The organism is uncultured Salegentibacter sp. (assembly GCF_963972535.1).
GTDB lineage: Bacteria > Bacteroidota > Bacteroidia > Flavobacteriales > Flavobacteriaceae > Salegentibacter.
The window spans coordinates 1-10,530 of sequence record NZ_CAXAVR010000096.1 but is presented as its reverse complement, the minus strand read 5'-3'; the positions used below and the strand labels follow the sequence as shown (position 1 = coordinate 10,530).

Here is a 10,530-nt window from a genome sequence, read left to right as displayed (position 1 = left end):
AGAGTAGTTAATGGTTTTGACGCCATTACTACTGATAAGCCGGAGAAGAGTTTAATGGCTCCGTTAAAAAAATCAGGTGGGAGAAACAGTCAGGGAAAAATGACTATCCGCTACAAAGGTGGAGGTCATAAAAGACGTTACAGAATTGTAGACTTTAAACGTGACAAGCATGGTGTTCCTGCTACTGTTGCGAGTATAGAATACGATCCAAACAGAACTGCCTTTATCGCATTGTTGAATTACCAGGATGGTGAAAAACGATACGTTATTGCTCAAAATGGGTTACAGGTAGGTCAAAATATTGTATCAAGCACAGATTCGGCTGCTCCAGAAATTGGAAATGCAATGCCGTTATCTAGTATTCCGCTTGGTACTGTAGTTTCTTGTATAGAGTTAAGAGCCGGTCAGGGTGCTGTAATGGCAAGAAGTGCTGGAGCTTTTGCTCAATTATTGGCAAGAGAAGGAAAATATGCAACCGTAAAACTACCTTCAGGGGAAATTAGAAGAGTGTTGTCTACTTGTATGGCTACAATTGGAGCTGTATCAAATAGTGATCACCAACTTCAGGTTTCTGGTAAAGCTGGTAGAAAACGTTGGTTGGGTATTAGACCAAGAACAAGACCAGTAGCGATGAACCCTGTAGATCACCCAATGGGTGGTGGGGAAGGAAGAGCTTCCGGTGGTCACCCACGTTCTAGAAAAGGTTTACCTGCTAAAGGTTTCAAAACCCGTTCAAGAACAAAAGCGAGTAATAAATATATTGTAGAACGTAGAAAGAAATAATAAGATATGGCACGTTCATTAAAAAAAGGACCTTACGTTCACTATAAGTTAGATAAGAAGGTTGCTCAAAACGTTGAGTCTGGTAAGAAAGCCGTGATCAAAACCTGGTCTAGAGCTTCAATGATTACTCCAGATTTCGTTGGGCAAACTATCGCTGTTCATAACGGGAAACAATTTGTACCTGTATATGTAACAGAGAACATGGTAGGGCATAAATTAGGAGAATTTTCACCAACACGTTCTTTTAGAGGGCATTCTGGTGCAAAAAATAAAGGTAAAAGATAATTGAAGCTATGGGAGTTCGTAAAAGAGAAAGAGCAGAGCAAATAAAAGAAGCCAAAAAACAGGTAGCTTTTGCAAAGTTGAATAACTGCCCTACTTCGCCTAGAAAAATGCGCTTAGTTGCGGATTTAGTAAGAGGAGAGAAAGTAGAAAAAGCGCTTCAAATATTAAAATTCAGTTCAAAAGAAGCTTCTGGGCGTTTAGAGAAATTATTGCTTTCCGCAATAGCCAACTGGCAATCTAAAAACGAAGATGCAAGTATTGAAGATGCTGAATTGTTTGTAAAAGAAATCCGTGTAGATGGAGGAGCGATGCTTAAGAGGCTACGTCCTGCACCACAGGGTCGCGCACATAGAATTAGAAAGAGATCCAATCACGTTACTTTGGTGCTTGGAGAAAACAATAATACACAAAGCTAAGTAGAGTATGGGACAAAAAACAAATCCAATCGGGAATCGCCTTGGTATCGTAAGAGGATGGGAATCCAACTGGTACGGAGGAAATGACTACGGCGATAAATTAGCCGAAGACGATAAGATTAGAAAGTACATCCATGCTCGTCTTTCTAAAGCGAGTGTATCCAGGGTAATTATTGAGCGTACGCTTAAGCTTGTAACCGTTACTATCACCACTGCCAGACCAGGTATTATTATTGGTAAAGGCGGCCAGGAGGTAGACAAGCTTAAAGAAGAACTTAAGAAAATTACCGACAAGGAAGTTCAAATTAACATCTTTGAGATTAAGAGGCCAGAACTTGATGCGCATTTAGTAGCATCAAGTGTTGCAAGACAAATTGAAAATCGTATTTCTTACCGTCGTGCAATTAAAATGGCTATCGCGGCTGCTATGAGAATGAATGCTGAAGGAATCAAAATTCAGATTTCCGGACGTTTAAATGGTGCAGAAATGGCACGTTCAGAAGCATACAAAGATGGTAGAATTCCTCTGTCTACTTTTAGGGCCGATATTGACTATGCTTTAGTTGAAGCTCATACTACTTATGGTAGGTTGGGTGTTAAAGTATGGATCATGAAAGGCGAAGTTTATGGTAAAAGAGATCTTTCTCCACTTGTTGGAATGTCCAAGAAACAAGGAGGAAAACCTGGAGCCGGGCGAGGTGGTAACAAATCACGTCGTAGAAAGTAATTTTTTAAAGTAAAGAAAAATGTTACAACCTAAAAGAACAAAATACCGTAAACAGCAGAAGGGCCGTATGAAAGGCAACGCCGGAAGAGGGCATAGACTCTCTAATGGTACCTTTGGAATTAAATCTATGGATTCTAGTTTCATTACTGCCCGTCAAATAGAAGCTGCACGTATTGCTGCTACCCGATATATGAAAAGGGAAGGTTCTATCTGGATTAAAATATTTCCAGACAAGCCTATCACTAAGAAACCTCTAGAGGTGCGTATGGGTAAAGGTAAAGGTGCTGTAGAATATTGGGCTGCTGTTGTAAAACCAGGAAGAATTATGTTTGAAATTGGTGGAGTACCAATGGATGTTGCTAAAGAAGCTTTAAGGCTTGCGGCGCAGAAACTTCCGGTAAGAACCAAATTTATTGTAGCTAGAGATTATCAAGCTTAATATTATAAAATTATGAAACAATCAGAAGTAAAAGAACTGTCTGTGGCAGAATTACAAGAAGAGCTTGGGAAATCTAGAAAAGCATATTCAGATTTGAAAATGGCTCACGCAGTTTCGCCATTAGAGAACCCAATACAGCTTAGAGCTGTACGAAGAACTATAGCGAGACTTGCTACAGAGTTAACTAAAAGAGAACAACAATAAGTGTTATTCTGCTGAAAGATGGAAAAAAGAAATTTAAGAAAAGAGCGTATAGGCGTTGTTACAAGTAATAAAATGCAGAAATCTATCGTGGTTTCTGAAGTTAAGAAAGTAAAACACCCTATGTATGGAAAATTCGTTTTAAAAACGAAAAAATACGTAGCGCACGACGAAACAAACGACTGCAACGAAGGAGATACTGTAAGGATCATGGAAACAAGACCTTTAAGTAAATCTAAATGTTGGAGATTAGTAGAAATAATTGAAAGAGCGAAGTAATGGTACAACAAGAGTCTAGACTAAGAGTAGCAGACAATACCGGGGCAAAAGAAGTTTTGACCATACGTGTATTGGGCGGTACAAAGAAAAGATACGCTTCTGTTGGGGACAAAATAGTTGTCAGCGTTAAAGAAGCTACACCTAACGGAAATATCAAAAAAGGTGCAGTTTCAACAGCAGTTGTTGTTCGTACCAAGAAAGAAGTACGCAGAGCAGACGGGTCTTATATCCGTTTTGATGATAATGCCTGTGTATTATTAAATCCAACTGGAGAAATGCGCGGAACTCGTGTATTTGGACCGGTTGCGAGAGAACTTCGTGATAAGCAATTCATGAAAATTGTATCATTGGCACCAGAGGTGCTTTAATACATTAACAAGATGAGAAAGCTTAAAATAAAAACTGGAGATACTGTAAGAGTTATTGCTGGAGACCACAAAGGTCAGGAAGGTAAAGTTCAAAAAGTTCTCATAGAAAAGAATAAAGCCATCGTGGAAGGTGTTAACACTATCTCAAAACATGAGAAACCAAGTGCATCTAACCCACAAGGTGGTATTGTAAAGAAAGAAGCTCCTATTCATATTTCTAACCTTTCTTTGTTAGACAAAGATGGTAACACTACCAGAGTTGGATATAAAGAAGAGGATGGAAAGAAAGTAAGATTTTCCAAAAAATCTAATGAAGTAATTTAGTTATGGCATACGTACCAAGACTTAGAGCAGAATATGCAGAGCGAGTAAAGCCTGCATTAAAAGAAGAATTTAGCTATGCTAACGTAATGGAGATTCCAAAACTTGAAAAAATAGTTTTGAGCCGTGGCGTTGGTGCAGCTGTAGCAGATAAAAAGCTTATTGACCATGCTGTAGATGAACTTTCTACAATTACCGGTCAAAAAGCGGTGCAAACCATTTCTAAAAAGGATGTTGCTTCATTCAAACTTCGTAAAGGAATGCCAATTGGGGCAAAAGTTACTTTGCGAGGATACAGAATGTACGAATTCTTAGATCGTTTAATCACATCAGCACTTCCACGTGTTCGTGACTTTAACGGGATTAAGGCTAATGGTTTTGATGGTAGAGGAAACTATAATTTAGGAATTACTGAACAAATCATCTTTCCGGAGATTGATATTGATAAAGTGAACCGAATTAATGGTATGGATATTACCTTCGTGACCACTGCCAAAACCGATAAGGAAGCAAAATCGTTGTTAACCGAACTAGGATTACCTTTTAAAAAGAATTAATTATGGCTAAAGAATCAATGAAAGCCCGTGAGGTGAAGAGACAAAAAATGGTAAAAAAGTATGCTGAAAAGCGCGAGGCTTTAAAAGAAGCTGGCGATTGGGAAGCATTACAAAAATTACCAAAAAATTCTTCTCCTGTACGTTTGCATAACCGTTGTAAGCTAACTGGTAGGCCAAAAGGTTATATGAGACAGTTTGGTCTTTCTCGTGTAATGTTTAGAGAAATGGCTAATAAGGGATTAATTCCTGGAGTTAGAAAAGCTAGTTGGTAAAATTATAAATTGGTTGCAGGTTCTCCCGAGTGACGGGACGAAAACCACATCCGCAAATTAAGATAGATGAATACAGATCCTATTGCAGATTATTTGACAAGAGTTAGGAACGCTGTGGCTGCAAACCACAGGGTGGTAGAAATACCAGCTTCTAACCTTAAAAAGGAGATTACAAAAATATTATTCGATCAGGGATATATTCTTAGTTACAAGTTTGATGATGCTAGTGCTCAGGGAACAATTAAAATTGCCCTTAAGTACGACAAAATTACAAAAGAGCCTGTAATTAAAGATATCCAGAGAATAAGTAAACCTGGTTTACGTAAGTATGCCGGCGCTAACGAATTACCACGTATCTTAAACGGTCTTGGTATCGCTATAGTTTCTACTTCTCACGGTGTAATGACCGGGAAGCAGGCTAAAGCCGAGAAAGTTGGTGGTGAAGTATTGTGTTACGTTTACTAATACTTAAAAGACTAAAGAAATGTCAAGAATAGGTAAAAGCCCAATTACAATTCCAGAAGGTGTAAATGTAGACCTTAAAGATGGCGTTGTAACGGTAAAAGGAAAATTAGGAGAACTTAAGCAGGAAGTTAGCGACATTGATGTGAAAATTGAAGATGGCGTAATTACTTTTGAACGTTCTTCAGAGAAAAGTGATCAGAAAGCAAAACACGGTCTTTATCGTGCTTTGATAAACAATATGATTGAAGGAGTAACTAACGGATATACAAAATCTTTAGAATTGGTTGGAGTTGGATATAGAGCTTCTAACCAGGGACAAAAATTAGATTTAGCCGTTGGGTTTTCCCATAATATTGTAATAGATTTGGCACCGGAAGTTAAAGTAGAGGCAATTTCAGAGAAAGGTAAAAACCCAATCGTGAAATTAACTTCTTACGATAAACAACTTGTGGGCCAGGTAGCTGCTAAAATACGCTCCTTTAGAGCACCAGAGCCTTATAAAGGTAAAGGTATTAAGTATGTTGGAGAACAATTACGTAGAAAAGCAGGTAAATCAGCTTAATAAAGTTTAGATATGGCAGTTTCAAAACAAGATAGACGAAATAAGATAAGAAAGCGTGTTCGTAAGTCAATTACGGGTACCGCTAGCCGTCCAAGATTATCTGTATTTAGAAGTAATAAAGAAATTTATGCTCAAATTATAGATGACGTAGAAGGAAAAACACTAGCTGCAGCCTCTTCAAGAGATAAAGGCGTATCAGTAGAAGGTGATAAATCCAAACAAGCAGAATTGGTTGGTAAAGCCCTTGCTGAAAAAGCTTTGAAAGCCGGTGTAGAAACCATTTCTTTTGACAGAGGTGGTTACCTGTATCACGGAAGAGTTAAATCATTAGCAGAAGGTGCTCGAGAAGGAGGACTAAAATTCTAGAAAATTATGTATCAAGATTATAAAAACGTAGAACATGTAAAACCGGGCGGACTTGAATTAAAAGACCGTTTGGTAGGAGTACAACGTGTGACCAAAGTAACCAAAGGTGGTAGAGCTTTTGGATTTTCTGCTATTGTTGTAGTAGGAGATGAGAATGGTGTTGTAGGGCAAGGTTTAGGTAAATCTAAAGAAGTTGCCGATGCTATCTCTAAAGCTGTGGAAGATGCAAAGAAGAATTTAGTGCGTATTCCTTTACATAAAGGAAGCCTTCCTCATGAGCAAAAAGGTAAGTATGGTGGAGCAAGAGTTCTTTTGCTACCTGCTGCCACTGGTACCGGGATTATAGCCGGTGGTGCAATTCGTGCCGTACTGGAAGCTGTTGGTGTACACGACGTACTTTCTAAAAACCAGGGTTCTTCAAACCCACACAATGTGGTAAAAGCTACTTTTGATGCGCTACTTCAATTAAGAAGTGCGGATACTGTTGCTAAACAACGTGGTATTTCATTAGAAAAGGTTTTTAAAGGATAAATCAAGGAGAAAGATGGGAAAGATAAAAGTTACAAAAGTAAAGAGTGCAATTAACCGATCTAAAAACCAGAAACTGGTTTTAGAGTCTCTTGGTCTTAAGAAAATTGGCCAAACGGTAGAGCACAACGATACGCCAAACATCCTTGGTATGGTAAATAAAGTTAAACATTTAGTTTCCATTGAGGAAACAAAATAATAAATTCACATGGAATTAAATAACTTAAAACCTGCAAAAGGTTCAGTTAAGAGTAACAACAAGCGTGTTGGCCGTGGAGAAGGATCAGGTAAAGGTGGTACTGCCACCCGTGGTCACAAAGGGGCTAAATCTCGTTCTGGTTACTCCAAGAAGATTGGTTTTGAAGGAGGGCAGATGCCACTTCAACGTCGTGTTCCAAAATTTGGTTTCACTAACAGAAATCGTGTAGCATACCAGGGTGTTAACCTTGATACCTTACAGCGTTTGGTTGATGAAGGTAAAATTAAAGATACTGTAGATGTTGATACTTTGATCGAAAACGGTCTTGTGAGTAAAAACAAACCAGTAAAGATATTAGGTAGAGGTGAATTAAAGGCAAAGTTGAAAATATCTGTTCATAAATTTACAGCCACAGCTAAAGAAGCTATAGAAGCTGCTGGAGGTGAAGTTGTTACTTTATAATAGATAGCCAAATGAAATTCATCAATACTATTAAAAATATTTGGAAGATCGAGGAGCTAAAAAATAGAATTTTAGTAACCCTCGGTCTGTTATTAGTTTATCGTTTTGGAGCGCAAGTTGTGCTTCCCGGGATAGATGCTTCGCAGCTATCTAACCTGGCATCCCAAACAGATGGAGGTCTTTTAGGCCTCTTAAACGCATTTACAGGTGGAGCTTTTTCTAATGCTTCTGTATTTGCATTGGGAATTATGCCATATATCTCGGCTTCTATTGTAGTGCAGCTAATGGGTATTGCTATACCTTACCTGCAAAAACTGCAAAAAGAAGGTGAAAGTGGTAGACGTAAGATCAATCAGATCACCCGTTGGTTAACTATTGCAATTACATTAGTACAGGGACCCGGTTATATCTATAACCTTTTTGCTACACTTCCGCAGCAAGCCTTTTTATTAGGTGATACTGTTACGTTTGTAGCTTCTGCAGTAGTAATTCTTACTACAGGTACCATTTTCGCAATGTGGCTGGGTGAAAAGATAACCGACAAAGGTATTGGTAATGGTATTTCGCTATTAATTATGGTAGGTATTATTGCTACCTTACCACAAGCATTTATTCAGGAATTCGCTTCCAGGGTATTTGAATCCAACGGTGGCCTTATTATGATTCTTATTGAATTGGTAATTTGGTTTGCTATTATTCTTGCTTCGGTAATGTTGGTGATGGCAGTGCGCCAAATCCCGGTGCAATATGCCAGAAGAACCGCCTCTGGAGGTTACGAGAAAAACGTATTTGGATCAAGACAGTACATTCCACTTAAGCTTAATGCTTCAGGTGTAATGCCAATTATATTTGCGCAGGCAATTATGTTTATCCCAGCTGCTGTAGCAGGATTATCAGATTCTGATGCTGCACAAGGGGTTACCGCTGCCTTTAGCGATATATTTGGGTTTTGGTATAATGTAGTTTTTGCACTATTAATTATTGTGTTTACTTACTTCTATACCGCGATTACTGTACCTACCAATAAGATGGCTGATGATCTAAAACGAAGTGGAGGATTTATTCCAGGCATTCGTCCTGGGACTGAAACCGCTGAGTTTTTAGATAGAATTATGTCTCAAATTACCTTGCCAGGATCTATTTTCCTTGCGCTTATTGCTGTGTTCCCAGCGATTGTGGTGCAACTCTTAGGTGTGCAACAAGGATGGGCATTGTTTTTTGGAGGAACCTCGCTTTTAATTATGGTTGGAGTTGCAATAGATACTATGCAACAAGTAAACTCTTACTTGCTGAATAGACATTACGACGGATTAATGAAAACAGGTAAAAACAGAAAAGCAGTAGCTTAATTATGGCAAAACAACCGGCAATAGAACAAGACGGAACGATTATAGAAGCATTGTCTAATGCAATGTTCCGAGTAGAATTGGAAAATGGTCACGTTGTGACAGCTCATATCTCTGGGAAGATGCGTATGCACTACATTAAATTGTTACCTGGAGATAAAGTAAAACTGGAAATGAGCCCTTACGATCTAAGTAAGGCTCGTATAACATACAGATACTAAAAGTAATTTGAGCTATTTGTAAAATTTTCAGTACTTTTGCAACCTGAAAAATTTATGAATGCTGAAATCCTGATTTTGAGCATATTTCAAGATCAGTGAATTGTAAAAAACTAAAGAGATGAAAGTTAGAGCATCAGTAAAGAAAAGAAGTGCCGACTGTAAGATAGTTCGCAGAAAAGGGCGCCTTTACGTAATTAACAAAAAGAATCCTAGATTTAAACAAAGACAAGGCTAATTATGGCAAGAATTGCAGGGGTAGATATACCTAAACAAAAGCGAGGAGTTATAGCATTGACCTATATCTTCGGAATTGGTAAAAGCAGGGCTCAAAAGATCCTTAGCCAGGCCAAAGTAGATGAAAGCAAAAAAGTTTCAGATTGGGACGATGAAGAAATTGGTCGTATTCGTGAAGCTGTTGGTGAATTTACAATCGAAGGAGAATTACGTACAGAAGTTCAAATGAGTATTAAGCGTCTAATGGATATTGGATGCTATAGAGGTATTCGTCACAGAAGTGGTTTACCACTTAGAGGGCAGAGAACCAAAAATAACTCAAGAACCAGAAAAGGTAGAAGAAAAACAGTTGCTAACAAGAAGAAAGCAACTAAATAGTAATTAATATGGCAAAGAAGACAGTTCAAAAAAAGCGTAAAGTAACCGTTGAGTCCGTAGGGCAAGCGCACGTTACGGCTTCTTTCAATAACATTATTGTTTCCCTAACCAATAAAAAGGGTGACGTTATTGCTTGGTCATCTGCAGGAAAAATGGGTTTTAGAGGTTCTAAAAAGAATACTCCTTATGCTGCCCAGTTAGCTGCAGAAGACGCGTCTAAAGTAGCTCATGAAGCTGGTTTGCGCAAAGTTAAAGTTTACGTTAAAGGGCCGGGGAATGGTAGAGAATCTGCTATTCGTTCGCTTCATAATAACGGGATTGAGGTAACAGAAATTATTGATGTTACTCCATTACCACACAATGGATGTCGTCCTCCTAAGAGACGTAGAGTTTAATAAATAGTATAATAATAAGAGAGGAGTTAAGATTATCGAAGGACAGAGACCTTAATTCATAATCCCTTTCTTCTAAAATTTAAATTAATGGCAAGATATACTGGTCCAAAGACTAAAATAGCCCGTAAATTCGGTGAAGCTATTTTTGGAGACGATAAATCTTTTGAAAAAAGAAATTACCCTCCAGGACAACACGGGAACAACCGTCGTCGTGGAAAAAAATCTGAATATGCTATCCAGTTAATGGAAAAGCAAAAAGCAAAGTATACTTACGGTATCCTTGAGCGTCAGTTTAGCAATATGTTTAAAAAAGCTACCAGAGCGCAGGGAATTACTGGTGAAGTGCTACTTCAACTTTGTGAATCACGTCTTGATAACGTAGTTTATAGAATGGGTATTGCCCCAACTAGAAGCGCAGCAAGACAATTTGTATCTCACAGACACATTACGGTAAATGGCGAGTTGGTAAATATACCTTCTTACCAATTGAAACCTGGTGATGTAGTAAGTGTTCGTGAAAAATCAAAATCTTTACAGGCTATCCAGGATTCACTAGCTAACAATAGCAGTGTTTACGAATGGATTACCTGGAATAACGAAACAAAACAAGGAACTTTTGTTTCAGTACCCGGACGTATTCAGATTCCGGAAAACATAAATGAACAATTCATCGTCGAATTATATTCGAAATAATAATTCACAGAAGTCGTAATATGGCAATACTAA

23 protein-coding genes are annotated in these 10,530 nt (G+C 38.3%); all 23 read left to right on the top strand.

All coding sequences use genetic code 11. From position 1 onward, the window contains the following. Nucleotides 1-783 (top strand): 50S ribosomal protein L2 (gene rplB / locus AACZ30_RS10895; RefSeq protein ID WP_339649319.1); only part of this gene is annotated, 783 nt, incomplete at its 5' end. A gap of 6 nt (nt 784-789) precedes the next feature. Further along, entirely contained in the window at nt 790-1,068 is a 279-nt protein-coding gene (gene rpsS / locus AACZ30_RS10890; RefSeq protein ID WP_057482232.1) for a 30S ribosomal protein S19, read from the top strand. A gap of 8 nt (nt 1,069-1,076) precedes the next feature. Beyond that, complete coding sequence (gene rplV, locus AACZ30_RS10885; protein ID WP_075324950.1) at nt 1,077-1,484, top strand: 50S ribosomal protein L22; 408 nt, start codon at nt 1,077-1,079, stop codon at nt 1,482-1,484. Between the two features lie 7 nt (nt 1,485-1,491). Continuing rightward, entirely contained in the window at nt 1,492-2,211 is a 720-nt protein-coding gene (rpsC, locus tag AACZ30_RS10880; RefSeq protein ID WP_075324949.1) for a 30S ribosomal protein S3, read from the top strand. A 19-nt stretch (nt 2,212-2,230) separates the two neighbouring features. Then, nucleotides 2,231-2,650, top strand: coding sequence for a 50S ribosomal protein L16 (gene rplP, locus AACZ30_RS10875; protein ID WP_057482229.1), 420 nt, complete (start codon nt 2,231-2,233; stop codon nt 2,648-2,650). A 12-nt stretch (nt 2,651-2,662) separates the two neighbouring features. Next, nucleotides 2,663-2,854, top strand: a complete 192-nt coding sequence (rpmC, locus tag AACZ30_RS10870; RefSeq protein ID WP_037319233.1) for a 50S ribosomal protein L29 — start codon at nt 2,663-2,665, stop codon at nt 2,852-2,854. Nucleotides 2,855-2,872: 18 nt separating this feature from the next. Continuing rightward, nucleotides 2,873-3,130 (top strand): 30S ribosomal protein S17, encoded by a 258-nt coding sequence (rpsQ, locus tag AACZ30_RS10865; protein ID WP_037319236.1) that lies wholly within the window; start codon nt 2,873-2,875, stop codon nt 3,128-3,130. Then, nucleotides 3,130-3,498: a 50S ribosomal protein L14 gene (gene rplN, locus AACZ30_RS10860; protein ID WP_075324948.1), complete on the top strand. Its 369-nt coding sequence runs from the start codon at nt 3,130-3,132 to the stop codon at nt 3,496-3,498. Before rpsQ ends, rplN begins: the two co-directional genes overlap by 1 nt. 12 nt (nt 3,499-3,510) lie before the next feature. Continuing rightward, the gene (rplX, locus tag AACZ30_RS10855; protein WP_075324947.1) at nt 3,511-3,822 is read left to right on the top strand and encodes a 50S ribosomal protein L24; all 312 of its coding nucleotides are present in this window, start codon (nt 3,511-3,513) and stop codon (nt 3,820-3,822) included. A gap of 2 nt (nt 3,823-3,824) precedes the next feature. Further along, nucleotides 3,825-4,376, top strand: a complete 552-nt coding sequence (gene rplE, locus AACZ30_RS10850) for a 50S ribosomal protein L5 (RefSeq protein WP_075324946.1) — start codon at nt 3,825-3,827, stop codon at nt 4,374-4,376. Between the two features lie 2 nt (nt 4,377-4,378). After that, nucleotides 4,379-4,648: a 30S ribosomal protein S14 gene (gene rpsN, locus AACZ30_RS10845; protein WP_057482226.1), complete on the top strand. Its 270-nt coding sequence runs from the start codon at nt 4,379-4,381 to the stop codon at nt 4,646-4,648. 66 nt (nt 4,649-4,714) lie between these two features. Next, entirely contained in the window at nt 4,715-5,113 is a 399-nt protein-coding gene (gene rpsH / locus AACZ30_RS10840) for a 30S ribosomal protein S8 (protein WP_075324945.1), read from the top strand. Nucleotides 5,114-5,132: 19 nt separating this feature from the next. Beyond that, nucleotides 5,133-5,675 (top strand): 50S ribosomal protein L6, encoded by a 543-nt coding sequence (rplF, locus tag AACZ30_RS10835; protein ID WP_075324944.1) that lies wholly within the window; start codon nt 5,133-5,135, stop codon nt 5,673-5,675. Nucleotides 5,676-5,687: 12 nt separating this feature from the next. Then, entirely contained in the window at nt 5,688-6,041 is a 354-nt protein-coding gene (gene rplR / locus AACZ30_RS10830) for a 50S ribosomal protein L18 (RefSeq protein WP_075324943.1), read from the top strand. A 6-nt stretch (nt 6,042-6,047) separates the two neighbouring features. Further along, complete coding sequence (rpsE, locus tag AACZ30_RS10825; protein WP_075324942.1) at nt 6,048-6,572, top strand: 30S ribosomal protein S5; 525 nt, start codon at nt 6,048-6,050, stop codon at nt 6,570-6,572. A gap of 13 nt (nt 6,573-6,585) precedes the next feature. Continuing rightward, nucleotides 6,586-6,768 carry a 50S ribosomal protein L30 gene (rpmD, locus tag AACZ30_RS10820; protein WP_075324941.1) on the top strand — a complete coding sequence of 61 codons (183 nt, stop codon included), beginning with the start codon at nt 6,586-6,588 and terminating at the stop codon, nt 6,766-6,768. A gap of 9 nt (nt 6,769-6,777) precedes the next feature. After that, complete coding sequence (gene rplO, locus AACZ30_RS10815; protein ID WP_075324940.1) at nt 6,778-7,230, top strand: 50S ribosomal protein L15; 453 nt, start codon at nt 6,778-6,780, stop codon at nt 7,228-7,230. Between the two features lie 11 nt (nt 7,231-7,241). After that, a complete protein-coding gene (secY, locus tag AACZ30_RS10810; protein WP_075324939.1) occupies nt 7,242-8,579 on the top strand; it encodes a preprotein translocase subunit SecY in 1,338 nt (445 codons plus the stop codon). Between the two features lie 2 nt (nt 8,580-8,581). Further along, on the top strand, nt 8,582-8,797 hold the full coding sequence (gene infA, locus AACZ30_RS10805; protein WP_013073244.1) for a translation initiation factor IF-1: 216 nt from the start codon (nt 8,582-8,584) through the stop codon (nt 8,795-8,797). A 118-nt stretch (nt 8,798-8,915) separates the two neighbouring features. Further along, nucleotides 8,916-9,032 carry a type B 50S ribosomal protein L36 gene (ykgO, locus tag AACZ30_RS10800; protein WP_013305171.1) on the top strand — a complete coding sequence of 39 codons (117 nt, stop codon included), beginning with the start codon at nt 8,916-8,918 and terminating at the stop codon, nt 9,030-9,032. A gap of 2 nt (nt 9,033-9,034) precedes the next feature. After that, nucleotides 9,035-9,409, top strand: coding sequence for a 30S ribosomal protein S13 (gene rpsM / locus AACZ30_RS10795; RefSeq protein ID WP_057482220.1), 375 nt, complete (start codon nt 9,035-9,037; stop codon nt 9,407-9,409). An 8-nt stretch (nt 9,410-9,417) separates the two neighbouring features. Continuing rightward, nucleotides 9,418-9,804 carry a 30S ribosomal protein S11 gene (rpsK, locus tag AACZ30_RS10790; RefSeq protein WP_037319270.1) on the top strand — a complete coding sequence of 129 codons (387 nt, stop codon included), beginning with the start codon at nt 9,418-9,420 and terminating at the stop codon, nt 9,802-9,804. Nucleotides 9,805-9,891: 87 nt separating this feature from the next. Then, nucleotides 9,892-10,497, top strand: coding sequence for a 30S ribosomal protein S4 (gene rpsD, locus AACZ30_RS10785; RefSeq protein ID WP_075324937.1), 606 nt, complete (start codon nt 9,892-9,894; stop codon nt 10,495-10,497). Nucleotides 10,498-10,530 lie beyond the last annotated feature (33 nt).

What these genes read in the sequence shown, in the direction of transcription:
- rplP (WP_057482229.1), top strand. Translation starts at nt 2,231, where the DNA reads ATGTTACAACCTAAAAGAACAAAATACCGTAAACAGCAGAAGGGCCGT.
- rplF (WP_075324944.1), top strand. Translation starts at nt 5,133, where the DNA reads ATGTCAAGAATAGGTAAAAGCCCAATTACAATTCCAGAAGGTGTAAAT.
- rpsM (WP_057482220.1), top strand. Translation starts at nt 9,035, where the DNA reads ATGGCAAGAATTGCAGGGGTAGATATACCTAAACAAAAGCGAGGAGTT.
- rpsN (WP_057482226.1), top strand. Translation starts at nt 4,379, where the DNA reads ATGGCTAAAGAATCAATGAAAGCCCGTGAGGTGAAGAGACAAAAAATG.
- rpsD (WP_075324937.1), top strand. Translation starts at nt 9,892, where the DNA reads ATGGCAAGATATACTGGTCCAAAGACTAAAATAGCCCGTAAATTCGGT.
- rpsQ (WP_037319236.1), top strand. Translation starts at nt 2,873, where the DNA reads ATGGAAAAAAGAAATTTAAGAAAAGAGCGTATAGGCGTTGTTACAAGT.
- rpsS (WP_057482232.1), top strand. Translation starts at nt 790, where the DNA reads ATGGCACGTTCATTAAAAAAAGGACCTTACGTTCACTATAAGTTAGAT.
- rpsH (WP_075324945.1), top strand. Translation starts at nt 4,715, where the DNA reads ATGAATACAGATCCTATTGCAGATTATTTGACAAGAGTTAGGAACGCT.
- rplV (WP_075324950.1), top strand. Translation starts at nt 1,077, where the DNA reads ATGGGAGTTCGTAAAAGAGAAAGAGCAGAGCAAATAAAAGAAGCCAAA.
- rplO (WP_075324940.1), top strand. Translation starts at nt 6,778, where the DNA reads ATGGAATTAAATAACTTAAAACCTGCAAAAGGTTCAGTTAAGAGTAAC.
- rpsE (WP_075324942.1), top strand. Translation starts at nt 6,048, where the DNA reads ATGTATCAAGATTATAAAAACGTAGAACATGTAAAACCGGGCGGACTT.
- ykgO (WP_013305171.1), top strand. Translation starts at nt 8,916, where the DNA reads ATGAAAGTTAGAGCATCAGTAAAGAAAAGAAGTGCCGACTGTAAGATA.
- rplX (WP_075324947.1), top strand. Translation starts at nt 3,511, where the DNA reads ATGAGAAAGCTTAAAATAAAAACTGGAGATACTGTAAGAGTTATTGCT.
- infA (WP_013073244.1), top strand. Translation starts at nt 8,582, where the DNA reads ATGGCAAAACAACCGGCAATAGAACAAGACGGAACGATTATAGAAGCA.
- rpsC (WP_075324949.1), top strand. Translation starts at nt 1,492, where the DNA reads ATGGGACAAAAAACAAATCCAATCGGGAATCGCCTTGGTATCGTAAGA.
- rpmC (WP_037319233.1), top strand. Translation starts at nt 2,663, where the DNA reads ATGAAACAATCAGAAGTAAAAGAACTGTCTGTGGCAGAATTACAAGAA.
- rplN (WP_075324948.1), top strand. Translation starts at nt 3,130, where the DNA reads ATGGTACAACAAGAGTCTAGACTAAGAGTAGCAGACAATACCGGGGCA.
- rpsK (WP_037319270.1), top strand. Translation starts at nt 9,418, where the DNA reads ATGGCAAAGAAGACAGTTCAAAAAAAGCGTAAAGTAACCGTTGAGTCC.
- rplE (WP_075324946.1), top strand. Translation starts at nt 3,825, where the DNA reads ATGGCATACGTACCAAGACTTAGAGCAGAATATGCAGAGCGAGTAAAG.
- rpmD (WP_075324941.1), top strand. Translation starts at nt 6,586, where the DNA reads ATGGGAAAGATAAAAGTTACAAAAGTAAAGAGTGCAATTAACCGATCT.
- secY (WP_075324939.1), top strand. Translation starts at nt 7,242, where the DNA reads ATGAAATTCATCAATACTATTAAAAATATTTGGAAGATCGAGGAGCTA.
- rplR (WP_075324943.1), top strand. Translation starts at nt 5,688, where the DNA reads ATGGCAGTTTCAAAACAAGATAGACGAAATAAGATAAGAAAGCGTGTT.